We start from the raw sequence: 24,709 nt of genomic DNA, 5'->3' as shown, positions 1-24,709 counted from the left end.
TCTGACTGCGTGGAGGACTGCTAAGGGATCCGCGTCCTCGCGCGGTCGGCCAGGTCACGCCCCCTGACCGGGCGTCTCCTGCAGTGCGGCCGCGTCCAGGGCGGCGGTGAGCTCGTCGAGTCGTTCCCGCAGCCGGCCGATCTCGTCCGCGCCGAACCCCGTCGCCGTGGCGATCCGGCGCGGCACCTGGAGCGCCCGCTCGCGCAGCGCGGTGCCCTCCTCGGTCAGCCGCACCTCCACCGACCGCTCGTCCCGGGCGCTGCGCTCGCGGCGCACCAGGCCCGCCGCCTCCAGCCGCTTGAGCAGCGGTGACAGCGTGCCGGAGTCGAGGCGGAGATGTTCGCCGAGCTTCTTCACGGGCAGGTCGCCGTGCTCCCACAGCACCAGCATCACCAGGTACTGCGGGTACGTGAGTCCCAGGTCCTTCAGGACCACGCGGTAGACGCCGCCGAAGGCGCGTGAGGCGGCGTGCAGGGAGAAGCAGATCTGCTGGTCGAGGCGGAGCCAGTCCGCCGTGGGCGTGGTCGTCATGCCTTCAGGGTAACTCCCGCCCGCCATTCAGTTGTGCACAATTGAATTGTGTGCTCTACTTGTGGCCGTGCCGGTGGCCGCCAACGGAGCCGCCGGACCGTGACTCGAGAGGGATGGTTTTCCATGGACGCGCTCTACACCGCTGTCGCCACCGCCACCCACGGCCGCGACGGTCGCGCCGTCTCCAACGACGGCAAGATCGACCTGAAGCTGGCCCCGCCGGTGGAGCTGGGCGGCAACGGCGAGGGCACGAACCCGGAGCAGCTGTTCGCCGCCGGCTACGCCGCCTGCTTCGGCAGCGCCCTCGGCCTCGTCGGCCGCCAGGCGAAGGTCGACGTCTCCGACGCCGCCGTGACCGCCGAGGTCGGCATAGGCAAGCAGGGCGAGGGCTTCGGTCTGCAGGTGACGCTGCGCGTCGAGCTGCCCGACACCCTGGACGAGGAGACCGGCCGCAAGCTGGTCGAGCAGGCCCACCAGGTCTGCCCCTACTCCAACGCCACCCGCGGCAACATCGACGTCGACCTCGTCATCGAGTAATGCGCTGAGCAAGCCGGGGACGGGTTCCGCGCGGACCGAGGAGGACTGGGCCGACCAGCCATTTCGGCGTGACGCGGAGCCCTCCCCGGCCCGCTCGGCCGTGGGCGGGACGACGCCGTGGCCCGGCGGCGAAAGACGGGCGCGCCTGCATTACTCCCGGCTGCGGCGGGCATAGCCATCTGTGCCGCACCAGCGGCGGGGGACAGGCGTCCGTACGGGCAGGTTCGTACCTGCCGCACGGACGGAACACCGTACGGTCGACGGCGCGCAGGCCTCCGGGGGGAGTTCGCATGAACACGACTGACGACGGGGAGCTGTGCATCTGGGGCCTCGGGCTCATCGGCTACTCACTCGCGGGCGCCCTCGCCAGATCCGGTCGGCGGTGCGTCGTGATGGATGTGGACGCCGAGCGGGTCGCGAGGCTCAACCGGGGTGAACGCCCCTTCCACCACCTGCCGTACCTGCGGGACCACTTCGGCGCGGAGGTGCGCCGGGGCGCTCTGCGCGGCACCACCGATGTGGGCGACGTGCTCAAGCCCGACCACGCGGTGCACATCCTGTGCGTACCCACCGAGGCCGACGGTGCGATCGACGCATCCGCCCTGTCGGACGTCGTCAGGCGATTAGCCGAGGGGGCACGGGCCCGACCTCTGTACCTGATCATCGAGTCGACCATCGCGCCGGCCTGGCTGGACTCCGTGGTGCACCGGGTGCTCGGCGACGCCGGACTGCGGCGAGGCCTCGACTACCACGTCGGGGTGTCCCCACGCCGGGACTGGCTGACCGACCGGGAGCGCAGCATGGCCTCCACGCCGAAGGTCATCGGCGGGGACAGCCCCGAGATCGTCATGCTGATGAGGCGCCTGTACGCCGCCGTCTGCAACGACATCTACGAAGCGCGAGACGCCCGGCACGCGGCCATGGTCAAGGTGGTCGAAAACTACTTCCGGTACCGCGACATCCTGCTGGCGTGCGAACTCAGCCTGATGCTGCCGGACTTCGACACGGCGGAAATCCTGCGCCTCGCGTCGACGAAGTGGAACATGGACCTCTACCACCCTTCGTTCGGCATAGGTGGCTACTGCGTTCCTTTGGCCAAGGACTACCTGGGCACGGAGTCGGGCGCCCAGCGCGCCGTGACCGACGTCGAGCGCACCGAGAACGACCTGTTCCTCGCCCTCCGTCAGATGGTGTGGCGGCACCGGCCGGTCGGCCGTGCGGCGGTACTGGGCATCGCCTACGCCTCCGACATGAAGATCCACACCCGGTCGCCGGCTCTCCAGCTGATTCGGGACATGCGGGAGCGGGGCGCGGAGGTGTACGCACACGACCCGCTGTACTCGCCGGCGGAGGTCCAGGGAATCACCGGAGTCCGGCCCTTGCGCTTCCCGGAGGGCCTGAAGCGGTGCGACACCGTGATCCTGATGACGGGACACACGCTCTACCGGACCGTGGACGACGCCAGGCTGCGGGCGAGCCTGGCCGAGACGGTGCAGATTTTCGACAACCCCGGCACGTGGCAGCACCGAGAGTTCGGGGCCGGCACGCTCTACCTTGAGGTGGGCGGCTGGGGCTTCTATCCGCAGTCCGGAACTTCCCAGGACTGACACGGACCCTGCTTCGACGGATGGGAGCCGACCGATGCAGTTGACCAGCCGGCGTGCCTTACGCGCGCACATGCCGTACTTGCTCCGCATCATCCTGGGACGGTTCGGGCGGCTGTCGGCACTGCACGGCGGCCTGCTCGGCGTCGGCGTCCTGGGCGTCGTCATCAGCTTCGTCGGTTTCGAGGGCGGGTCGCTGGTCCCGCTGCTGCTGGGACTGGCCGGTGTCCTCGCGTCCCTGGCCGGCATTTTCGCGCAGATCGTCGAAGACTGGACGCGGGTGTCCCGCATCTATCGCGACACCCGTACCAACCCGCTCAACGCGTCCTACGCCGCACCGTACGACGGTTGGAGCCGTCTCGGATTCAACGGGTTCTCCTCGGTGCACAGCGAGGACCTGGACGACCGTCTGCGCAGTGATCTGGACATCTCGCTCCACGTGGAGCCGGGCCTGTGGGACGTACCCACCGAATGCGAGGAAGCGCGGCGGCTGGTGCGCGTCCTGCTCGACTTCGACGACGACAAGATCCGTCTCTGCGACGATCTCCTCCCGGACACGGACCGGGTTCGCGTGCAGAAGACCCAGTACTCCGCTCACGTGGTCACGAACCTGCTCGGAGAGGTGATGCTGCGGGAGCGGCAGCGGCGCCGCGAACTGGTCTCCAGCGAGGCCGTGCTCCTGCGCAACGGCACGATCCCGCGGCTGCGCTACAGCAGTTGCTCCAACCACCTTGGTGTCGACGTCGTGGGGGTGACCTCCGGCGGTCGGGTCGTGCTGACCCTCCAGGGGGACAAGAACGACACCGGCCAGGGCATGCTGGCCGCCTCGGGCAGCGGCTCCATGGACTGGAAGGACCTGCAACGCTGCCCCGACCTGCTCCGCCTCGCCAAGAGCACGATGCTGCGCGAGATGTCCGAGGAACTCGGGCTGCGCGGTCGCGGCAGGCTCGGCCTGAGCGATATCCGGGTCCTGCGGTACGTGCGGGTGACCAACTGGGGAGGCAAACCGCAGTTCTGCGGCGTCGCCCGCCTCGGCGAGGTGAACGAGGAAGTGCGCGGCATCGAGCGCCGCTACCACCGCGACCACTTCAGCATCGAGTTCGATCCGGAGGGCGGGGCCGGGGAATTCGTAATGACCGTACGCGGCTACGTGGAGGAGAACGCGAAGCGTATTTCGTTTCCGCTGTTCGAGACCCTGGACGTGCTGTGCACCTGGCTGGAGCGGGACGCGGACGCCTGGCCCTGGCTGATGAGCACGCGCCCGGTCCCGTGACGAGGAGTGCCGAAGGCCGGGATCCCTCTCACCCCCCGATCCGCGCCAGCACCTCCCCGGTCTCCCCACTCCAAGCCACCACCACCGCCTCCTCCGGCACCCGCTTCCACCGCGTCAGCAGCAGCCAGCGCGCGTGGTAGCGGCGGGCGACGGTCGTGCGTTCGGCGCGGGTCGAGGTGGGGGCGAGGTAGGCGTGGACGTCGGCCAGCCGTCTGGCCCGCTCCCGCTCGTCCAGGGCGGGGTCGGGCCAGATCGGTGCCGCGAGGTCCGGGCCGTAGCCGGGGAGGGAGCGCGGGGCGTAGTGCCCGTCGGAGATCACCACCTCGCCCTTCCCCACGTACCGCGCCACCCAGGCGTACGACGGCCAGCGCGACGGCTGTTCGAGGCCCAGCGGATCCAGCGCGCGCGGCACCACCGCCCCGCCCTGCACGGTGAGGAACCCGACACAGGCCCCGGCCGCCGCGGCCCCGCCCAGCACCCGGCGTGCCCGGCACCAGGGCCGGGGCGCGGCCAGTTCCACCGCCAGCGCGAACTGCGGCGGCACCAGCGTGAGCCCGAGGATCCTGCCGTAGGTGTAGTGGCCGCTGATCCAGCCGTAGGCCACGACCAGGCAGTCGAGGCCGAACAGCAGCACCAGCGGATCCCGCCAGGTGCCCCGCCGCCACCGCGCCCACAGCGCGGGCAGGCCGAGCAGCGCCAGCCAGAACTGCCCGGGCAGGTCCTCGTACAGCCGCCGGTGGATGCCGTCCACGCTGTCGTCCCCGGCCAGCGCGAACACGTCGAAGTACGGCCAGGACCCGGCGAGCAGCGCCGCGGTCGCCGCCGTCACCCCCCACCGCGGCACCACGTCGGACCCCCACCCCCGCTGCCACCCCGCGACGAACGCCACCGCCCCCAGCGCCGCCGCCAGCGCGGTGATCGGATGCACCAGCAGGATCCCGGCGTACAGCGCGCCGAGCCCCGCGTACCCGGCGTACCCCGGCAGGCCGCTCGGCCCGACGTACCGCACCGGCCGCTGCCCCCGGGCCCGCGCCCCCGTCAGCGCCCAGGCCCAGAAGGTGAGCCCGATGGCGAACGCCGACGGGTAGCCGAGGCTCCCGGTCATCGACATCAGGCTGAGGTACCCGCTCCACCAGGCCCGCTCGGTCCCCCACAGCAACGTCATCGCGCCCAGCGCCAGCACCGGCGCCCACGGCCGGGGCGTCAGCGTCCGCACCAGGCGGCCGATGCCGGTCAGCAGCACGACCAGGTTCAGGACACCGCTCAGCCGCACGACCTCCCAGCCGCCCAGCCCGGTCAGCCGGGCGACCACGCCCTGCGCCACCGCGTACGGCGAGTAGTAGGGGCTGCCCGCGCCCGGCAGGTCCGCCATCGGATGGCGCGGGTGCAGCAGATCCGCCCTCAGCCGCTCCACCACCGCCGCGTGCTGGCCGGCGTCGCAGCACAGCGGCACCGCCCAGTAGGCCAGCAGCATCACCAGGAAGAACAGGAACCCGAAGACCTGGTACGGCGTCGGACGCGGGCCGCGGCCGCCGCGCAGCGCGGTCGCACCGCGCACCGTCCTTGGGACGAGAGTGCTGACGGCCGCCTTTCCGGTGTAGGGGTTCGCGTGGGGCTGGGGCATTTGCCGTATGTTCCCGGCCGGGTCAACGGCGCTACCTCACGTCACCTCATCGAGTGAGCCGGACGGCACCTGCGGCATCGGCTCGCCCAGCATCAGCGTCCGCACCACCCGCTCGGCGGCCAGCCCGTCGTCGAACTCGCAGAACCGCTCCCGAAAACCCCGCCTGAGCCGCGCCGACTCCTCGTCCTGCCAGGCCCCGGACGTCAGCAGCCACGCCAGCTCCCGGTACGAGCGCGACACATGACCCGGCGCCTCCGCCGCGATGTCGAAGTAGGCGCCCCGGCTCGCCGTGTACGCCGCCCAGTCGTCGGCGTGCACGACGATCGGCCGGTCCAGGTTGGCGTAGTCGAACATCAGGGCGGAGTAGTCCGTGACCAGCACGTCGGCGGCCAGCAGCACCTCCTCGACGTGCGGCTCGTCCGTCGCGTCGATCAGCACGCCCCGCCGGTGCAGCTCCGTCAGGCCCATCCCGCGTGCCGTGCCCGTCGCCAGGGACGGGTGCAGCCGTACGACGAGGGTGTGGCCCGCGCCGAGGTCCCGGGCGAACCGGGCCAGGTCGATCCGGTCGACATGGCCGCCCCTGCGGTACTCGCGGCGGGTCGGCGCGTACAGCACGACCGTGTGTCCGTCCGGCACACCGAGCCGCGCCCGGGCCGCCCCGGTGGCCTCGGGGCCCGCGTTCACCAGAGCGTCGTTGCGCGGGCTGCCCGACCGCAGCGAGGTGAAGTGACACGGGTACGCCCGCTCCCACACCAGCTCGGAGTGCCGGTTGGCGACCAGACTGAAGTCCCAGCGGTCGGCCCGCCGCAGCATCTTCGGCACGTCGAAGCCGTGCCGAGCGCCGGGCTTGGTCAGCAGGTCGGCGCCCATGTACTTCAGCGGAGTGCCCTGGTGGGTGTGGATGTGGACGCTGCCGGCGCGCTTGGCCAGGGTGCCCGGCCAGTTCACGTTGTTCACCCAGTACGTGGCCCGTGCCATGACCTCGTGATAGCGCCGCGAGCCCGGCGTCACATGGTCGATGCCCGCCGGCAGGGAGTGAGCCTCCTCCTCCCGCACCACCCACACGCTCTCGAGGTCCGGGGCGATCTCGGCCGCCTTCGCGTGGATCGCCGCCGGGTCGCCCAGCACGCCCCGGTGCGAGAACGCCGAGTAGACGGCCAGGTGCGGATCGAGCGGCAGCGCCGACCGGACGGCGTACCAGGCCCCTTGGGCCCGCCGCGAGACCGCCCCGGTCACCCGCCGCTTGCCCGCCCCGGCCACCGTGCGCAGCTCACGCAGCCCGCGCACCAGGGCGTACGGCGGGTAGGGCGCGGCCGCCAGCAGCCGCATCTCCGTGCCGCGCCGGCCGGCCGGCGGGGTGAAGCCCTCCGGGAGGTAGCGGGCGTGGAAGGCGCGGATCTCGCGGTGGAAGTCCGCCCGGTCCGCGGGCGTCACCCGGTCCTCGCGCGCCAGCACGAACAGCATGTGGTCCAGGGCCCGTTCGAACAGCAGCGGCCGCGCCCACGCCAGGTCCGGGCGGCCCTCGAGAAACGTGAACAGGCCCTCGTACTGCGCGAAGATGTCGAAGTGCCGCCGCCCCGGCGTCTTCGTGATCGCTCCCTGCCGCCGCTGCCGGTACTCCACCCCGATCCGCTCCAGACAGGCGATCCGGTCGGCCAGCACCATCGAGCGGTAGGTGACCGGCGCGTCCTCGTACAGGCCCGGCGCGTAGCTCAGCTCGTGCTTCAGGAAGAAGTCGCGGCGGTACGCCTTGTTCCAGGCGACCAGGAACAGGTGCAGGTACTCCGGGTTCTCCCGGACGTCGAAGGTGCCCGCGGCGGCCCCCTTCGCCAGCAGGTCGGCCGCCGTACTGCGGCCGCCGCGGCCCCACCAGTGGGTGCGGACATGGTCGAAGACCAGGATGTCCGGGTCGCCGGTCGCCGCCAGCCGCGCCGCGACCGCCTCCAGCAGACCCGGAGTGTAGAAGTCGTCGCTGTCCAGGAAGAGGACGTAGTCGCCGCTCGCCTCCGCCAGACCGGCGTTTCGGGCCCGCCCGAGGCCGACGTTCTCGGGCAGGTGCAGCACGCGCACGCGCGCGTCGCGCTCGGCGTAGGAGTCCAGGATGGCCGGGCAGCCGTCGGGGGAGCGGTCGTCGACGGCGATCACCTCGACGTCCGTGTACGACTGGCCCAGCACCGAGTCCAGGCACTCCCGCAGGAACCCCTGCACCTTGAAGACGGGGACGATGATGCTGAAGCGGGGCACGTCAGTTCCTCACGAGGGTCGTCGCGGCGGGGGCGGGCAGACGATCGGCGAGCGGGATCACCGGCTCGATCGCCTCGGGCGGCTCGCCCAGCAGCACCCGGCGCACCACCCGCTCGGCGGCGCGCCCGTCGTCGAACTGGCAGAACCGCTCCCGGAACGCCGCCCGCAGGGCCCTCGCCCCCTCGTCCTCGTACGAGCCGTCCCGCAGCACCGCCGCGAGCTCGCCCGGCGTCCGCGCCACCCGCCCCGGCGGCGCCTCCATCAGGTCGAAGTAGACGCCCCGCAGCTCCTGGTAGACGTCCCAGTCGTCGGCGTACACCACGATCGGCCGGTCCAGGTTGGCGTAGTCGAACATGATCGACGAGTAGTCGGTGATCAGCGCGTCGGCGGCCAGGCACACGTCCTCGGTGGAGCGGTGCCCGGTGACGTCGATGATCCGGCCGCTGCCGCGCGCGCCGCCCCGGTCGTAGAAGTAGTGGGCGCGCAGCAGCACGACGTACTCGTCACCGATCTCCTCGCACAGCGCCTCCAGATCGAGCGCCGACTCGAAACCGGTGGCGTGGTCGCGGTGGGTGGGCGCGTAGAGCAGGGCCTTCCTGCCGTCGGGGACACCGAGTTCGCGGCGGACGCGGGCGACGTCGTCGGCGGTCGCCGTGTAGTAGACGTCGTTGCGCGGATAGCCGTACTCCAGCGTCTCGTGCGCGGCCGGGTAGGCCCGCTCCCACATCTCGGTGGAGTGCCGGTTGGAGGTGAGGTTGTAGTCCCAGCGGTCGACGCGGGCCAGCAGCTTGGCGATGCTGCCGGTCGCGGCCGCCACCACCGGGTACGTCGCCTGGTCGGCGCCCATCTTCTTCAGCGGGGTGCCGTGCTGCGTCGACAGATGCACGCTGCCCTCGCGCTTGACCACGGCGTCCGCGAAGTTGGCGTTGTTGACCAGATAGGTGGCGCGGGCCAGCACGTCCCAGTACGCGCGGCTGCCGATGACCGCGTACTCCACGTCCGGCGGCACGGTGTGCGCCTGGTCCGCCTCGACCAGGAACACCGAGCGCAGGTGCGGGGCGAGTTCCCGGGCCTTGGCGTGGATCGCCGCCGGGTTGCAGGTGTAGCCGCGGCCCCAGTAGGCGCAGTACACCGCGAGGTTCGGGTCCAGAGGGCGGCGCAGCTGAAAGCGGTAGCGCAGACGCGTGCGCAGCCCGCGCGGCCGCGGCACGCCCGAAGCGGCCTTCGCCGCCGCCTGGTTGGCCACGCGCAGCGCCCGGAACGCCGAGTACGCCCCGTTCGCCAGCAGCCGGTGCTGGACGCCGAGACTGCCGCCCGGCAGCCGGAACCCGGCGGGGCAGTGCCGCCGGTGCAGCCTGCTCGCCCGGCGGAAGAAGGCCCGCCGCCCGTGCGGCAGCCGGCGCGGGTGGGCGGCCGTCTTCAGCACGGCGGCGAAGAGCTGCTCGAACAGCGGCCCGCGCCGTCCCTCGGACAGCCCCCGCTCGGCCGCCCGCCGCAGCACCAGCTCCGCCTGGTCCAGCAGGTCGAAGTGGTGCTCGCCGGGCAGGCCCAGCCGGCTGCCCTGCCGCCGCAGCAGATGCCGTACGACCACCTGGCGCAGCACCGCCATGCGCTCGGCGGCCAGGACGACGAGGCCGCCGAAGCCGATGTCGGTGAAGTGCCCGTCGGGAAAGGCGAGGTGGCGCTCGGCGAGAAAGGCCCGGCGGTAGACCGCGCTCCACGCCGGGAGCTGGACCCCCGTCAGCTCCGGCGCCTGGCCCGGCGCGAAGACCCCGTCCGGGGCCCGCGCCAGCAGCGGCGCGGCCGGGTTGGCCGGCTCGCCCACCCACCAGGGCGTGCGCTCGTGCTCGAAGTACAGGACGTCCACGTCCCCGGTCTCGCGCAGCCGGGCGTCCAGCGCCGTCAGCGCGCCCGGCAGCAGCACGTCGTCGCCGTCCAGGAACAGCAGCCACTCACCGGTCGCCGCCCGCCCCCCGGCGTTGCGCGCCCCGGCCAGTCCGGCCGTCGGCGGCGACTGCACGGGCGCCACCCGGCAGTCCCGCTCCGCGAACCCGGCGACCAGGCCCGCCGCCAGCGAGCCGGGGGTGTCGCAGACCGGGATCAGCTCGAAGTCGCCGAAGGACTGGGTGAGGACCGAGTCCAGCGCCTGGGACAGCCGGCCGGCCACCCCGTGGGACGGAACGATGATGCTGAAGCGGGGCATACTGCACTTTCTGTCGAGGGTCTGATGGCCAAGAGGTGGGAGGCCGGGCCGCTCTCAGCCGACGCGGCAGCGACCCGGCCGGCCGGCGGGGCGCCAGTTGGGCGGCCGGGTGGGTGTGGGCCGCGAGGAAGCGCCCCCACCGGCCCGCGGCCTCACGACCGCACACCCGGCGCGGCGCCCGGCACGGGATGCCGCCGGTCGAGCGGGACGACGGAGGGGACGCCCGTCTCACCCAGCACCACATGGCGTACGACGCGCTCGGCCGCGCGTCCGTCGTCGTACGGGCAGAAGCGCTCGCGGAACGCCGCCCGCAGCTGGGCGGAGCGCGAGCCGCGCCAGTGGCCGGTGGTGAAGATGTCGACGAGCTCGTCCTCGCCGCGCGAGACCGCGCCCGGCGGGAACGAGCGCAGATCGAAGTAGGTGCCGCGGGCCGCCTCGTACGCCTCATGGTCGTCGGCGTGGACGACGATCGGCCGGTCCAGGTTGGCGTAGTCGAACATGATCGACGAGTAGTCGGTGACCAGGGCGTCCGAGGCCAGGCACAGCGACTCGACGCTCGGATGGTCGGTGACGTCGATGACCCGGTCGGAGGAGTGCTCGACCAGCGGGCCGCCGTGGCGGTGGTGCGCGCGGGCCAGGATGACGTGGCGCGGGCCCAGCCGGCGCTGGACCCGGTGCAGGTCGAGGGTGGTGCGCTGGGTGCGGCGGTAGTCGCGGTGGGTGGGTGCGTAGAGGATCACGACCGAGCCCTCGGGGATGCCGAGCCGCTCGCGGATTCGGGCCACGTCGGCGGAGGTCGCCTGCTGGAAGACGTCGTTGCGCGGGCTGCCGTACTCCAGCGTCGTGTACGCGCCCGGGTAGACGCGCTCCCAGGTCAGGGTGGAGTGGCGGTTGCCGGACAGCACGTAGTCCCACCGGTCGACGTCGCCCAGGAGCTCGTCGGCGCCCTTGTCTCCCGCCGCCGCCGGGCGTTCGCGCAGGTCCAGGCCCATGTGCTTGAGCGGGGTGCCCTGCCGCGTCTGCACCATGACCTGGCCGGGGCGCTTGACCAGCCGCCGGTCGAAGTCGGCGTTGTGCACGAGGTACTTGGAGCGGGCGAGGGCCGTCCAGTAGGCGGCCGTGCCGGGGCGCAGCCGGCGGGTGCCGGAGGGGACGGGGCCGTGCTGCCCGGCGTCGGCGACCCAGGCCGTGCGGATGTGCGGGGCGTGCGCGCGGAACGCCTGCTCCAGCGCGCCCGGGGCGCAGCCGTGCCCGCGGACGCCGTGGGCGGCGAAGACGGCACGGTCGGCCCGCACGGGCAGGCAGCGCTGGACCCGGTAGTGCAGGCGCAGGGCCCCGGACCGCAGGGACTTCAGCAGGCGGCCGGTGACCTTGGCGGTGCGGCGGAGCAGGGCGGCCGCGAACTGCAGGGTGTGATAGGTGCGGTGCAGGCCCAGGCGGACCAGCGTGTAGTGGACGCGGGTGCGGGCCGGGACGGGGACGCCGGAGGCGTGGTAACGGCGGTAGTACGTGCGGGCCTTGCGCAGGAAGGCGGCGCGGCTGCGGCGCGGGAGGCGGTCGCGGCGGGCGAACACCACCACCAGGTGGTCGATCATCCGGCGGAACAACAGCGGGCGCCAGCGGGCCAGTTCGGGGTACCGGTCGACGTACGCGAAGACCCGGTCGTACTGCTCGAAGATGTCGAAGTGGCGCGGGCTGACCGTGTGGAGGATGCCGCCGCGGCGCCGCTGCCGGTAGTGCACGCACACCCGGTCCAGGGTCGCGAGGGACTCCGCCGTCATCAGGACCGGATAGGTCCATGGCGTGTCCTCGTAGTAGCCGGACGGGAAGGCGAAGCCCCGCTCCTCGACGAACTCCCGCCGGTACGCCTTGTTCCAGGCCACCATCAGCAGCCGCAGCAGCTCCGGGCGGTCCGTCAGCCGGAACGGCGCCGGGCCCTCCTCGGTGAGCCGGGCCGAGGCCTGGTTGCGGACCGTCTCGCCGGTCCAGTAGGTGCGCGCGTAGTCGTAGACCAGCACGTCGGGCTCGCCGGTCTCCTTCAGCCGGTCGGCGATCGAGTGCAGGGCGTCGGGCGTGAGGGTGTCGTCGCTGTCGAGGAAGACCAGGTAGTCGCCGGTGGCCTCGGCCATGCCGGCGTTGCGTGCGGGACCCAGGCCCTGGTTCTCGGTGAGGTGCACGGGGCGCACGCGCGGGTCGCGGGCCGCGAACTCGTCGATGATCGCGCCGCACGCGTCCGGCGAGCAGTCGTCGACGGCGATCAGTTCGAGATCGGGGTACGACTGGCTGAGCACCGATTCCAGGCACTCGTGCAGATACGGCTGCACCTTGTGGACGGGGACGATGACACTGAACCTGGGCAAGGGACTTCCACTGGGTCGGCCGGGGCGTTCGGCCCGGAAACGGCCAATGGAGTGACTTGGTTACGGTTCGTACGGCATACGGGGGAATCGCTGAATGAACGGAAAGGGGCGGACCGATGGCGGTCCGCCCCTTTCAAGTGTGTTGCGCCTGCGCCTACTTGACCGCGCCCGCCATCACGCCGGACACGAACTGCCGCTGGAACGCGAAGAACACGACCAGCGGGATCACCATGGAGATGAACGCGCCGGGCGCCAGGATGTCGATGTTGTTGCCGAACTGCCGTACCTGCGTCTGCAGTGCGACCGTGATCGGCTGGCTGTCGGCATCCGTGAAGATCAGCGCGACCAGCATGTCGTTCCACACCCACAGGAACTGGAAGATGCCGAGCGCGGCGATCGCCGGACCGCCGAGCGGCATCACGACGCGGAAGAACAGGCGCAGTTCACCGGCGCCGTCCAGCCGGGCCGCCTCCAGCAGCTCCCTTGGGATCTCCGCGAAGAAGTTCCGCAGCAGGAACACCGCGAACGGCAGCCCGAAGCCGACGTGGAAGAGGATCACACCGATCAGGGAGCCGAAGATGCCGATGTTGCCGAAGAGTTCGGCGATCGGGATCAGCGCCACCTGCACCGGCACGACCAGCAGGCCGACCACGCCGAGGAACCACCAGTCGCGGCCCGGGAACTCCATCCACGCGAACGCGTAACCCGCGAGCGCGCCGATGATGACGACGAGGACCGTCGCCGGGACCGTGATCAGCACGGTGTTGAGGATCGAGTCGGTGATGTCGCTGTTGCCGAGCAGCTTGTCGTAGCTCTCGAAGGTGAGTTGGGAGGGCTTGCTGAAGACCTCCCACCAGCCGCTCGCCGTCATCTCCTCCGGCGGGCGCAGCGACGACAGCAGCAGCCCGATCGTCGGGACCAGCCAGAACAGGCCGACGACGATCAGGAACACCCGCACCAGCCCGCCGCTGACGAAGGAGGCCAGCCGGGAGCCGAGAGACTCCTTGGTCATCGCCGCACCTCCCGTCGCAGCCTACGGATGTTGAACCACATCACCGGGATCACCAGCAGCAGCAGGAACACCGAGATCGCGCTGGCGATGCCCGGCTGGTCCTCGGAGAAGCCCTTGCGGTACAGCTCCAGCGCCAGGACGTTCGCGTCGTCCTGGGAGGAGCCCGGGGCGATGATGAAGACCAGGTCGAAGATCTTCAGCACGTTGATCATCAGGGTGACGGCGACGACCGCGAGGACGGGCGCCAGCAGCGGCACCGTGACCTTGCGGAACACCTGCCACTCGTTGGCGCCGTCGACCCGGGCCGCCTCCAGCAGATCGCGCGGGATGCCGGCGAGGCCCGCCGCGATCAGCACCATCGCGAAACCGGCCCACATCCAGATGTACGACCCGATGATGGACGGGGTGACCAGCGACGGACCGAGCCAGTCCAGGCCGTTGTACGGCTCCTTGAAGTTGTCCGCCGGAAGCCTCAGCTGTGCCCCGTCCGCCGCGGCCGGCAGTGTGAACGTGCCGTCGTCGGCCGCCTTCGTGGAGGCCACGACCTTGCCGTCCTTGACCGCCTCGATCTTCATCCCGGCATAGCCCTGCTCGGCCGCGTCGACCCCGCCGAGCGTCCCGACGCCCTTGCCGCGCGTGAAGTCCTGCCAGGTGGTGCCGGTGACCTTGCCCGGCTCGGCCTTCGCCGGTACGGCCTTGGCGGCGTCGTCCGGCATCTGGTCGGGGGCGACGCCGACCAGGGGCAGGGTGACCGGGGTGCCGGCGCTGACGGTGGCCTTGGTGATGAAACCGCCGCCCGGCGCGGCTTCGAGCGGCGACTCGCGGCCCGGGTGGGCCTTCGGGAACGCCGAGGCCTGCGCGAAGGTGTCGTGGACGCCCACCCACACCGCGTTCGCGACGCCCTTGTCCGGGTCCTGGTCGTAGACGAGCCGGAAGATGATGCCCGCCGCCAGCATCGAGATCGCCATCGGCATGAAGACGACCAGCTTGAACGCCGTGCCCCAGCGCACCCGTTCGGTGAGCACCGCGAAGATCAGACCGAGCGCGGTGGCGACCGTCGGCGCGAACACCACCCAGATGACGTTGTTCTTCAGGGCGGTGCGGATGCCGTCGTCCGTGAACAGCGCCTCGTAGTTGTCGAATCCGGCGAAGCCGCCGCCGGACTGGTCGTAGAAGCTGCGGATCACCGAGTACCCGATCGGGTACACCACGAGCGCGCCGAGCAGCACGAGCGCGGGCAGCAGGAAGAGCGCCGCCACGGTTCTGCGGGTGCCGGTCACGCTCTTCCGTGACTTGGGTGCGGCAGGGGGCGAGGTGCCCCCTGCCGCTTCCGCGGACGCCATGACGTCAGTTTCCGTACGCCGCGGCCGCGTCGGCCTCCAGCTTCTGCTGGGTGCCCGCGATGTCCGACGGGTTCTTCAGGAAGTCCTGGAGGGCCTTCCACTCACCCTTGCCGGGGGTGCCGCCGAAGGCCTGCGGGGCCTGGTCGGACATGTCGAAGCGGAAGTCGTCGCCCGAATCGATCAGGGCCTTGGCGATCTTCCGCTGCACCTCGTTCGGGTACGCGGAGTTCTCCACGTTCTTGTTCGGCGAGAGGTAGCCGCCGAGCTTCGCCTGGATCGTCGCCGCGTCCGGGGAGGCCAGCCAGGTCGCCAGGGCCTGGGCGGCCTTGGAGTCCTGGAGGATGACGGCCGCGTCGCCGCCGGAGACGACCGGCGCGGTGTCACCGACGGTCGGGAACGGGAACACCTTGGCGTCCGTGCCGACCTCGGCCTTCGCCTGGGTGATGTTGACCTGTGCGAAGTCGCCCTCGTAGACCATGGCGGCCTTCGGCTGGTCGCCGCCGGTGAAGGTCTGCGTGACGGAGGCCGGGAAGTCCGTCTGGAGCGCGCCGCTCGCGCCGCCCGCCACGTAGTCCTTCTTGCCCCACACCTGGGCGAGCGTGGTGAGCGCGTCCTTCACGGACGCGTCGGTCCACTTGATCTCGTGCTTGGCGAGCTGGTCGTACTTCTCGGGACCGGCCTGGGAGAGATAGACGTTCTCGAACCAGTCGGTGAGGGTCCAGCCTTCGGCACCGCCCACGGAGAACGGCGTGACGCCGGAGTCGTAGACGGTCTGGGCGGTGGTCAGCAACTCGGCCCACGTCTTGGGCTCACTCGCCCCCGCGTTCTCGAAGACCTGGGCGTTGTACCAGATCAGCGACTTGTTGGCGGCCTTGTAGTAGACGCCGTACTGCTTGCCGTCGACCTTGCCGATGTTCTGCCAGCCCGGCGAGTAGTTCTCCTGCAGCTCCTTGACCGCGTCGGCGCCCAGGGGCTTGGCCCACTTCTTCTCGACGGCCTGCTTGATCGCGCCGGGCTGCGGGAGCATCGCGACGTCCGGCGGCTGGCCGCCCGCGACCTTCGAGCCGAGGAAGTTGATGATCGGGTCCTGCGCGGGCACGAAGGTGACCTTGGCGCCGGTGCGCTTCTCGAACTCCGCGAGGACCTTCTTGAAGTTCTCCTGCTCGGCACCGGTCCATACGGCGGCGACCTCGAGGGATTCGCCGTTCAGCTTGGGAAGGGTGACGGTGCCGGCGGTCTCCTCGCCGGAGCCGCCCTGTTCGTTGCCGCTGTCGTCGCCGTCGCCGCCGCAGGCGGTGAGTGCGAGCGCGAGGGCGCCCGCGCATACGGCTGCCGCGGTCCGTGCGGCCCTGCTCGTCCGGTTCTTTCTGCTCGTGCTGTGCATCACTGCCCCGTTCTTCGTGCCTCGTCGAACGTTCGAGCGCTGTCCCGTGCGATCTGGTCTACGCCTTGGTCTGGGGGGCGGCAAGACCGCGTCATGTGTCAACCCGGGGATCGTGACCGCCTCGTGACCAGGCACCCTGCGTCGGGGCGAACGTCGCCGGGGGCCGCTGCCCCCAGACCCCCGCTATCGGCCTGAACGGCCCCGTCCTCAATCCCCGGACGGGCTGAAATCAGCGGACCGCGTTACAGGAGTGACGGCACCTCGGTCGCCGCGACCTCCCGCGCCGCCCGCTCCACCGCACTGGCCAGCAACGCCAGATCCGTAGGACCGTTCCCCAGCTCCCGCACCTGGCGCCGGGCCGGCGGGTCGCCCATCCGGTGCCACTCCAACGGCACGACCGTCGGCCGCAGCGTCGCCGTCCGCGGAATACGCCCGGTGACCCGGCCGCCCTGGAACGGCACCGCTCTGCCGTCCGCCCAGCTCAACCGGCCCCGTCCCGGCGCCGGCTCGTCCGGTCCCGCGGCCACCGCGTCCAGCGTCACCCGCAGCGTCGCCCGCCGTGCCGGCTCCGACTCCGCCGTACGGCCCCCGACGCCCGCGGCGGCCACCAGATGCACCCCGAGCCGCTCGCCGTCCCGCGCCACGGCCTCCAGCGCCCGTATCACCGAGCCCGCCGCGGGCCTGCCCGGTGAGCCCAACGCGGGCGAGACCAGGGCGTCCAGGTCGTCCACGACCACGACGAGCCGGGGCAGCGGCGGCACGGCCTCGGCCTGCCTGCGCCCCGCGCCCGGCCGCAGCCGCAGCGTGGAACTGGGCGGGCTGTCCAGGTCCCCGGAGAGGTCACCGCTGCCGGCACCGGCCGCCGCCGCGCGCTGTGTGACCATACGGCCCGACAGGGCTCGCCCCGTGTGCCACTCGGCGAAGTCGGACCGCCCGAGCAGCTCCGCCCGCCGCTTCAGCTCGGCGCTGAGCGACTGGGCGAACTCCCGCATGCGGACGGGGTCGTTGGCGGTCAGGTGGGTGGTCACATGCGGTATGTCGGTGCACGCCCGCAGCCCGTCGCCGTGCCCGCCGCCCGAGCCGACGCTGTCCCGGCCGTCGACCAGCACCACGCCCAGCCGGTCCGGCCGCTCGGCCGCCGCGAGCGAGGCGACGACGGCCCGCAACAGCTCCGTACGTCCACTGCCGGGCGGCCCCTCGACCAGCAGATGCGGCCCGTCCACGCCGAGGTCCGCGCCGACCGGCCCGCGCGGCCCGGCCCCGAGCACGGCGCACGCCCGGCCGCCGAGGGCCCGGGGATCATCGGCCGAGTCGGCCCACCGCGCCATCAGCGACGCCGGTGTGGCCCGCGCCAGCCCCAACTCGTCGAGCAGCCGCGCCGCCTGGGGCAACGGCACGGACACGCGCGTGTGCCGCTCCCCGGCGCCGCCCTCGGTCCGCAACGGCGCCAGCGCCCGCGCGAACCGCTCCGCCCAGGCGAGCGAGACGGCGTCCACCGCGGCGACCGTGCCGTGTCCGACGGGACCTCGGGCGTCAGCGGCGGGGTCCTGCCGCTGAGCGGAGCCGTCCCCGACGGCGCCCTGCTCGGCGGTCTCGCCCCGCGCCACCCGCATCAGCCGCAGCGCGGTCGCCACGTCGCCGCTCAGCAGCGCGACGGCGCCGCACTCCCGGAACGCCGGCGACACCGCGCACGCCGCCTCGTACGTCTCCGTGACCGGGGACGCGGGCGACGCCGAAGCCGTCTCGGCGAGGCACATCACGTGTATCCCGGCCCGGGGCCCCTCCAGCGCCAGCCGGGCCACGGCCTCGCGCACATCGGCGCCCCCGGGGTCACCGTCCACGACGACGACGGTGTACGGGCCGAAGGAGCCGTCCGCCCCGTCGGCCGGTCCGTCGTCCCGCGCCCAGGAAGGCCGCCGGACGGTACGCCGGGCAGGGTCCTGGCCGTCCGGCGCGGTCCGCACGGCCGAAACGGCCGAGTGGCCGTCCGTCTCCGCCGCCATGTCGTCCAGCCGCCTCAGCAGCTCCTCCGTGCGGGCCGTCGCCTGTTCGCGGTCGTAGGCCAGCAGGAGGCGGCAGTCCTGCCCGTGCCCGGGGCGGACATGCGGGAGCCAGCCCAGCCAGCCCCACTCGGCGGTCCGCTCTTCCAGGGGGCGTGCGCGGTCCATGCTGATCAGGACCACTTGCAGGGCGTCGGGCGAGTGCAGCGCGGCGAGCTGGGCGAGCACCGCGCGGGCCAGCCCGGCGAGCCGCTCGCGCGGACCGGCCAGGCCCAGCGCCCCGACCTCCCGCAGATCCGTGGTCACCGGCACGGCGGGCAGCAGCCCCGAGCCGTCGGGTGCCGCCCGGTCGGCCGTGCCGAGCCGCACCGTGAGCGCCTCCGCATGGCCCGGGAGGCGCTCCCACAGCCGGGGTCCGGGGCCCAGTGCCGTCAGCAGCAGGGACGCCGGGTCGGGCCAGGTCTCCGGCTGACGGGGTCCGGACGCCGCCGAGGGCTGTCCGGAGGCCTCGGCCGGCTCGTCGACGTCGTACACCTCGTCGGGCGCCGCCTCGTGCTCCGCGCGCCCGCCGGCCAGTCGCCGCGCCCACGCGGTCAGCCCGCCACGCCTGCGCACGCCCTGCGGTACGTCGGTGCCGCGCAGCGGGGTGCCTTTGCGGGTGCCGCCGAGGGTGCCGTCCGCCGACGCGGCCTGTGCGGTCGCAGGAGAAGAAGCTGCGGGAGAAGAAACCGCGGGAGAAGAAGCCGTAGGGCCGCCCAGCGCGCCCGCGCCGAGGCCCGCGCCATGCGTGTCGCCCCCGCGCGGTGCCGGAAGCGGCCGCTCGGAGGTGCCGTGCCGTTCGATCCGCGGTGCGCCGCCCTGCACCGGCACGATGGGCGGCTCGACCGGACCGTGTCCCTGGGCGGCCGAGCGGCTTCCCGGGGACATGGCCGCATCGCCGCCGTCCGCCACGCGCGCGTGCGGCACCGCGGCGTCGGCCGGAACGCCCGGCGCGTCCCCGGCGAGGACGCGCACATGCCCCTCCCCGTCCGGTTCCGTGGGCACCCGTGCCCCCGGTCCTGCGGCCGGAGTCAGCCGCAGGGCCGACTCGCCGATCCGCAGCAGCGCGCCCGGCGCGAAGCGCACCGGGCGGGTGGTCAGACGGGAGCCGTCCAGCGTCGTGCCGTTGGTGGAGCCGAGGTCGGCGACCGAGACGCGGCCGTCCGCGGCGACCGTGACCGCGCAGTGCAGGCGCGAGACGTCCGGGTCGTCGAGCGGGACGTCGGCGTCGGCGGAGCGGCCGATGCGGATCTCGCCGCCGTGCAGCAGATGGACACCGCCCGCGTCCGGGCCCGCGACGACATGGAGCTGGGTCGGGGCGTCGTCCAGCTCGGGATGGGGCTCGGGCGCCGCCGGGGCGCCCAGGGACAGCACCGCGCCGTCTATCAGCGGAGGTTCGCCGAGAGTGCTGCGCCGGTCGTCGAGCCGCTCCGTGCCCGCGTACAGCACGACCGGTCCGCCCCCGCGCTCCGTCTCGGCCGCACGGGAGGCGGCCCCGTCGCCGGACACCGCGGAGGCGAGCGCCGACGCCACCGCGGCCAGGGCCGTGCCCGCGGGCGCCGTGACCAGCACGTCGCAGCTCGCGGCGCGGCCCCGGGCCGGCGGGGCCAGCGGGTCTACGACGGTCAGCCGGATCTGCATCGGCGTCAGCGGTCCCTTCTGCGCGGGCGCGGACCAGGGCCCGTCCGATGGGTCTCCCCACCCCGCACGAGCACATCGGCCAGTACTGCACGCATCCTCGCACCTGCCACTGACAACGCGCCCCCCGCCCGAAGGCAAGTGATCTTGATTGGTCGGCTCTGCCCGCAAAAGTGCCTGACAGTTGACTTACCGGCGATCGCTTGAGATCGGTCACGTCCGCTTGCGGCAACCACGAGACAGAGCAAAGCGTCTTTCCTTCGAACATGTACGGGAAGCCGTACGTAAGACGCACAGAAAGAGGACAGGCCGGTGCCCCGGGGCACGGCACTACAGTGGGTCGGAACGTAGGCAAGCAGCAGGGAGCGCGACGTGCGGCCGGTAGGCAGCAAGTACTTCCTCGAGGAGCCGCTGGGTCGCGGCGCCACGGGGACCGTCTGGCGGGCGCGCCAGCGGGAGACCGCGGGCGCCGAGGCGGCAGTGCCGGGGCAGCCCGGCGAGACCGTCGCGATCAAGGTCCTCAAGGAGGAGCTCGCCAGCGACGCGGACATCGTCATGCGGTTCCTGCGCGAGCGGTCCGTCCTGCTCAGGCTGACCCATCCGAACATCGTCCGGGTCCGTGACCTGGTCGTCGAGGGTGAGCTGCTGGCCCTGGTCATGGACCTCGTCGAGGGCCCCGACCTGCACCGCTACCTGCGCGAGAACGGCCCCTTCACCCCGGTCGCCGCCGCCCTGCTCACCGCGCAGATCGCCGACGCGCTGGCCGCCAGCCACGCCGACGGCGTCGTCCACCGCGACCTCAAGCCCGCCAACGTCCTGCTCCAGCAGAACGGCGGCCAGATGCACCCGCTGCTGACCGACTTCGGCATCGCCCGCCTCGCCGACTCGCCGGGCCTGACCCGCACCCACGAGTTCGTCGGCACGCCCGCGTACGTCGCGCCCGAGTCCGCCGAGGGCCGCCCGCAGACCTCCGCCGTCGACATCTACGGCGCCGGCATCCTGCTGTACGAGCTGGTCACCGGACGCCCGCCGTTCGGCGGCGGCTCCGCCCTGGAGGTCCTGCACCAGCACCTGAGCGCCGAGCCGCGCCGCCCCTCCACGGTCCCCGACCCGCTGTGGACGGTCATAGAACGCTGCCTGCGCAAGAACCCCGACGAGCGGCCCAGCGCCGAGAACCTCGCCCGCGGCCTGCGCGTCGTCGCCGAGGGCGTGGGCGTGCACGCGAACTCCGCGCAGATCGCCGCGGCCGAGGGCGTCGCCGCCCTGCTCGCCCCGGACCCGGCCCCGGCCACGGTGCCCGGCTCGGCCGACCCCACGCAGGTGCTGCCGCACGGCGCGGGCTCCTTCGACCCGAACGCCGCGACCAACGTCATGCCGCACACCGGCGCCCCGGGCCCGGCGGGCGCGGCCGACCCCACGGCCGTCCTGCCGCACACCGGCGGCCCCGGCGCCGCGGACCCGACGGCCGTCATGCCGCCGGTGCCGCAGGGGCAGCCCGGCGGACCCGGCCCCGAGGACCCGCACCCCTGGCAGAACCAGCTGCGCGCCGCCCGGGACCGCAACGAACAGACTCAGGTCCAGTACCTCGACCCCAACCAGGACCCGCTGCGCCGCCGGCCCCAGCGCCAGGTCGCCCGCCCGCAGCAGCAGCCCCAGCAGCAGCGGCCGCCGCAGCGCGGGCCGCAGGGCGGTTACGGCCATCCGCAGCAGCACCAGCCGCAGCCGTACGCCCCGGCGCGCCAGCCGCAGCAGCAGCCCCAGCGATACGCCCCGCCGCCGCCCCCGCCGGAGCGGCAGCGGCCGCAGCGCGAACCGCGGCAGCCGCGGCAGCGCAGCGCCAACCCGATGCGCATCCCGGGGCTCGGCTGCCTCAAGGGCTGCCTGTTCACGATCGTCATCCTCTTCGTCGCGGGCTGGCTCGTCTGGGAGCTGAGCCCGCTGCAGGAGTGGATCGGCACGGGCAAGGGCTACTGGGACCAGCTGACCGACTGGTTCAACACCGTGACCGGGTGGATCGGGGAACTGGGCGGCTCGGGCTCGGGCTCCGGCACGAACTGACCGAAGGCCGTGCCCGTTCCGCTGGTTTGGTTATTTGTCGACACCTGGCGGGTGATTTCCGCCTCGGCGGTGAAGGTTGGCTCTTCGGACGCGTAGTTTTAGCGACACACGCGTCTGTAGGAGCAGCCTTGGCACGGAAGATCGGCAGCCGGTACACCGCCAACCAGATCCTGGGGCGGGGCAGCGCCGGCACGGTGTGGCTGGGCGAGGGGCCCGAGGGGCCCGTCGCCATCAAGCTGCTGCGCGAGGATCTCGCGTCCGACCAGGAACTCGTCGGACGCTTCGTTCAGGAGCGCACGGCCCTGCTCGGCCTGGAGCACCCGAACGTGGTCTCCGTCCGCGACCTCGTGGTCGACGGCAACGACCTCGCGCTGGTCATGGACCTGGTCCGGGGCACCGACCTGCGCACCCGGCTCGACCGCGACCGCCGGCTCGCGCCGGAGGCCGCCGTGGCGATCGTCGCCGACGTCGCGGACGGGCTGGCGGCGGCGCACGCGGCCGGGGTCGTGCACCGGGACGTGAAGCCGGAGAACGTCCTGCTGGACATGCAGGGCCTGCTGGGGCCGGGCGGCTCCCACCCGGCCCTGCTGACGGACTTCGGTGTGGCGAAACTCATCGACTCGCCGCGCCGGACCCGTGCGACGAAGATCATCGGCACGCCGGACTACCTGGCGCCGGAGATCGTGGAGGGCCTCCCGCCGCGGGCCGCGGTCGACATCTACGCCCTCGCGACGGTCCTGTACGAGCTGCTGGCGGGCTTCACGCCGTTCGGCGGCGGCCACCCGGGCGCGGTGCTGCGCCGCCACGTCACCGAGACGGTGGCGCCCCTTCCCGGCATCCCCGACGAACTGTGGCAGCTGATCGTCCAGTGCCTGGCGAAGGCACCGGCCTCGCGGCTGCGGGCCTCGGAGCTCGGGGTGCGGCTGCGGGAGCTGCTGCCGCTGGTCGCCGGGATGCCGCCGCTGGACGTGGACGAGCCGGACGCGGAGCCGGCGGAGGACGAGGCGCCGGCGGCGGAGGAAGCGGCGCCGGCGGGGGAGCAGGTGCGGCGCCGGGGTGCCGTCCCGCTGGTGCCGGGCGCGAAGCCGGCCGACTCCAACCGGGACACGCACACGTCGATGAGGGTGCCGGGACCGGACGAGCTGGCCGGCGGGGCACGCGGCACGGCCCGGGTGCCGCGGGCGCCGGGAGCGCCGCGACCGGGTTCCGCCCGCCACCGCGCGGCTGCGCGGCGACGCCGGGTGGCGCTTGGCGCGGCGGCGGTGGCGCTGGTGGCCGCGGCCGGTGTCGGGGCGTGGCTGGTGACGTCGGACGACGACGCCGGGGCGACTCCGCAGGACACGAACAATTCGGCACCGGCGTCGCCGTAGGGCTTTCCGTCCGGCTGGCGGCGATGTGGGGGTGGTGGCGCTGGTTGGTGCTGGGGGGGGCGGTGGCCGGTGTGGGGGGCGTGGCTGGTGACGTCGGACGACGACGCCGGGGCGACTCCGCAGGACACGAACAATTCGGCACCGGCGTCGCCGTAGGGCTTTCCGCCGCGCCCCGGCGATGCCGGGGCGACAGCAGCCGGACCTCCCCGCTTGGCGGAGCCGTTACGCTGGAGGCGTGGCAGTCGTCGATGTATCCGAAGAGCTCAAGTCCCTCTCCTCGACCATGGAGTCGATCGAGGCCGTTCTGGACCTCGACAAGCTGAGGGCAGATATCGCCGTGCTCGAGGAGCAGGCGGCCGCGCCGTCCCTGTGGGACAACCCGGACGAGGCGCAGAAGATCACCAGCAAGCTGTCCCACCTCCAGGCCGAGGTGCGGAAGGCCGAAGCCCTGCGTGGCCGGATCGACGATCTCGCCGTGCTCTTCGAGATGGCCGAGGAGGAGGACGACCCGGACACCCGTGCCGAGGCCGAGTCCGAGCTCGCCGCCGTCCGGAAGGCGCTGGACGAGATGGAGGTCCGTACGCTCCTGAGCGGTGAGTACGACTCCCGCGAGGCGCTGGTCAACATCCGTGCCGAGGCCGGTGGCGTCGACGCCGCCGACTTCGCGGAGAAGCTCCAGCGGATGTACCTGCGCTGGGCGGAGGCCAAGGGCTACAAGACCGAGCTCATCGAGACGTCGTACGCCGAAGAGGCCGGCATCAAGTCGACCACCTTCTCCGTGCAGGTGCCGTACGCCTACGGCACCCTCTCGGTCGAGCAGGGCACCCACCGCCTCGTGCGGATCTCGCCCTTCGACAACCAGGGACGCCGGCAGACCTCCTTCGCGGGCGTCGAGGTGCTTCCCGTGGTCGAGCAGACCGACCACATCGAGATCGACGAGTCCGAACTGCGGGTGGACGTGTACCGCTCGTCCGGACCCGGCGGCCAGGGCGTTAACACCACCGACTCCGCGGTGCGCCTCACCCACCTTCCCACCGGCATCGTCGTCTCCTGCCAGAACGAGCGCTCGCAGATCCAGAACAAGGCCACCGCGATGAACGTCCTCCAGGCCAAGCTGCTCGAGCGGCGCCGCCAGGAGGAGCAGGCCAAGATGGACGCCCTCAAGGGCGACGGCGGCAACTCCTGGGGCAACCAGATGCGGTCGTACGTGCTGCACCCGTACCAGATGGTCAAGGACCTGCGCACCGAGTTCGAGGTCGGCAACCCCGAGGCCGTGTTCAACGGTGAGATCGACGGTTTCCTCGAAGCCGGAATTCGCTGGCGCAAGCAGCAGGAGAAGTAAGCAGCAGGAGAAGTAACGAAGTTACTTTGTCGACAAGGCAACTGCCGTCACCTGGACGGCAGTTGCCTTTTCTGTGTGCGCATGTCTGGGTTTTACATCACACTCACAGCTTCCAACCCACAGCAAAGAACCCGTAATTGGACATCG

The 24,709-nt window shown here is 72.4% G+C and carries 15 protein-coding genes; 6 read left to right on the top strand and 9 right to left on the bottom strand.

The window, feature by feature from the left end; translation table 11 throughout:
* Positions 1-54 precede the first annotated feature (54 nt).
* Positions 55-531, bottom strand: a complete 477-nt coding sequence (locus tag ACIRD7_RS14015) for a MarR family winged helix-turn-helix transcriptional regulator (protein ID WP_403453025.1) — start codon at positions 529-531, stop codon at positions 55-57.
* A gap of 123 nt (positions 532-654) precedes the next feature.
* Between ACIRD7_RS14015 and ACIRD7_RS14010 the strand changes: the two genes are divergently transcribed.
* The 3 genes from ACIRD7_RS14010 (at position 655) to ACIRD7_RS14000 (ending at position 3,945) form a co-directional block, all read left to right on the top strand.
* Positions 655-1,068 (top strand): organic hydroperoxide resistance protein, encoded by a 414-nt coding sequence (locus tag ACIRD7_RS14010; RefSeq protein ID WP_403453024.1) that lies wholly within the window; start codon positions 655-657, stop codon positions 1,066-1,068.
* Positions 1,069-1,358: 290 nt separating this feature from the next.
* Positions 1,359-2,675 carry a nucleotide sugar dehydrogenase gene (locus tag ACIRD7_RS14005; RefSeq protein WP_403453023.1) on the top strand — a complete coding sequence of 439 codons (1,317 nt, stop codon included), beginning with the start codon at positions 1,359-1,361 and terminating at the stop codon, positions 2,673-2,675.
* Positions 2,676-2,745: 70 nt separating this feature from the next.
* The gene (locus tag ACIRD7_RS14000) at positions 2,746-3,945 is read left to right on the top strand and encodes a hypothetical protein (RefSeq protein WP_403453022.1); all 1,200 of its coding nucleotides are present in this window, start codon (positions 2,746-2,748) and stop codon (positions 3,943-3,945) included.
* Positions 3,946-3,973: 28 nt separating this feature from the next.
* On the opposite strand, the gene ACIRD7_RS13995 is transcribed toward ACIRD7_RS14000, so the two are convergent.
* The 8 genes from ACIRD7_RS13995 to ACIRD7_RS13960 form a co-directional block, all read right to left on the bottom strand.
* Positions 3,974-5,569 (bottom strand): hypothetical protein, encoded by a 1,596-nt coding sequence (locus tag ACIRD7_RS13995; protein ID WP_403453021.1) that lies wholly within the window; start codon positions 5,567-5,569, stop codon positions 3,974-3,976.
* A gap of 36 nt (positions 5,570-5,605) precedes the next feature.
* On the bottom strand, positions 5,606-7,813 hold the full coding sequence (locus ACIRD7_RS13990) for a CDP-glycerol glycerophosphotransferase family protein (RefSeq protein WP_403453020.1): 2,208 nt from the start codon (positions 7,811-7,813) through the stop codon (positions 5,606-5,608).
* A 1-nt stretch (position 7,814) separates the two neighbouring features.
* Complete coding sequence (locus ACIRD7_RS13985; protein WP_403453019.1) at positions 7,815-10,016, bottom strand: CDP-glycerol glycerophosphotransferase family protein; 2,202 nt, start codon at positions 10,014-10,016, stop codon at positions 7,815-7,817.
* Positions 10,017-10,168: 152 nt separating this feature from the next.
* Positions 10,169-12,376 (bottom strand): CDP-glycerol glycerophosphotransferase family protein, encoded by a 2,208-nt coding sequence (locus ACIRD7_RS13980; RefSeq protein ID WP_403453018.1) that lies wholly within the window; start codon positions 12,374-12,376, stop codon positions 10,169-10,171.
* A 154-nt stretch (positions 12,377-12,530) separates the two neighbouring features.
* Positions 12,531-13,388, bottom strand: a complete 858-nt coding sequence (locus tag ACIRD7_RS13975) for a carbohydrate ABC transporter permease (protein ID WP_403453017.1) — start codon at positions 13,386-13,388, stop codon at positions 12,531-12,533.
* Complete coding sequence (locus tag ACIRD7_RS13970; protein WP_403453016.1) at positions 13,385-14,731, bottom strand: carbohydrate ABC transporter permease; 1,347 nt, start codon at positions 14,729-14,731, stop codon at positions 13,385-13,387. The genes ACIRD7_RS13975 and ACIRD7_RS13970 overlap by 4 nt, the downstream gene beginning before the upstream one ends.
* A 4-nt stretch (positions 14,732-14,735) precedes the next feature.
* Positions 14,736-16,115 carry an ABC transporter substrate-binding protein gene (locus tag ACIRD7_RS13965; protein WP_403453015.1) on the bottom strand — a complete coding sequence of 460 codons (1,380 nt, stop codon included), beginning with the start codon at positions 16,113-16,115 and terminating at the stop codon, positions 14,736-14,738.
* Positions 16,116-16,357: 242 nt separating this feature from the next.
* Positions 16,358-19,795: an FHA domain-containing protein gene (locus ACIRD7_RS13960; RefSeq protein ID WP_403453014.1), complete on the bottom strand. Its 3,438-nt coding sequence runs from the start codon at positions 19,793-19,795 to the stop codon at positions 16,358-16,360.
* Positions 19,796-20,164: 369 nt separating this feature from the next.
* On the opposite strand from ACIRD7_RS13960, the gene ACIRD7_RS13955 reads away from it, so the two are divergent.
* From ACIRD7_RS13955 to prfB, 3 genes are all read left to right on the top strand, one after another.
* On the top strand, positions 20,165-21,850 hold the full coding sequence (locus ACIRD7_RS13955; RefSeq protein WP_403453013.1) for a protein kinase: 1,686 nt from the start codon (positions 20,165-20,167) through the stop codon (positions 21,848-21,850).
* 128 nt (positions 21,851-21,978) lie between these two features.
* A complete protein-coding gene (locus ACIRD7_RS13950; RefSeq protein ID WP_403453012.1) occupies positions 21,979-23,220 on the top strand; it encodes a serine/threonine-protein kinase in 1,242 nt (413 codons plus the stop codon).
* 235 nt (positions 23,221-23,455) lie between these two features.
* A complete protein-coding gene (prfB, locus tag ACIRD7_RS13945; RefSeq protein ID WP_403453011.1) occupies positions 23,456-24,562 on the top strand; it encodes a peptide chain release factor 2 in 1,107 nt (368 codons plus the stop codon).
* The last annotated feature ends 147 nt before the right edge of the window (positions 24,563-24,709 follow it).

Source organism: Streptomyces sp. NPDC093568, from assembly GCF_044764945.1.
In the GTDB taxonomy this organism is placed as follows: Bacteria; Actinomycetota; Actinomycetes; order Streptomycetales; family Streptomycetaceae; genus Streptomyces.
Note: the sequence above shows the minus strand (reverse complement) of the source record. Positions and strands in the feature narration are given on the sequence as shown.